This window comes from Streptobacillus ratti, assembly GCF_001891165.1.
GTDB classification, from domain to species: Bacteria; Fusobacteriota; Fusobacteriia; order Fusobacteriales; family Leptotrichiaceae; genus Streptobacillus; species Streptobacillus ratti.
The window spans coordinates 1-303 of record NZ_LKKW01000108.1 but is presented as its reverse complement, the minus strand read 5'-3'; the positions used below and the strand labels follow the sequence as shown (position 1 = coordinate 303).

At 53.1% G+C, this 303-nt stretch carries 1 other RNA gene; it reads right to left on the bottom strand.

What is annotated here, in order from left to right:
* Window positions 1-78: 78 nt before the first annotated feature.
* Window positions 79-209, bottom strand: a non-coding RNA gene (locus BT993_RS07000) — RtT sRNA.
* Window positions 210-303 lie beyond the last annotated feature (94 nt).

Genomic DNA, 303 nt, shown 5'->3' with positions numbered 1-303 from the left:
TATTTTAGGTCCGGTAAACGCGGTGCCATTGGGCAGAATTAGCTCGGAGTAACAGGTTTTGAGTATTTCAGGAAGAAATGGTGGTGGGGGAAGGATTACTCAGCGCTGCGCGCTTCGCCCTACGGGTCGTTGCCTGCGGCAACGCTCTCTCGCTGGCCTCGAGTCGAACCTTGGTCGAAGCTTCTCATCCTTCGCCGCATGGGCAGAATATTTAATTGCGGATTCGTTTGAGCATTCAGGGGCTTTTGTAAGCGATGGTGGTGGGGGAAGGATTCGAACCTTCGAAGTCGATGACGGCAGATT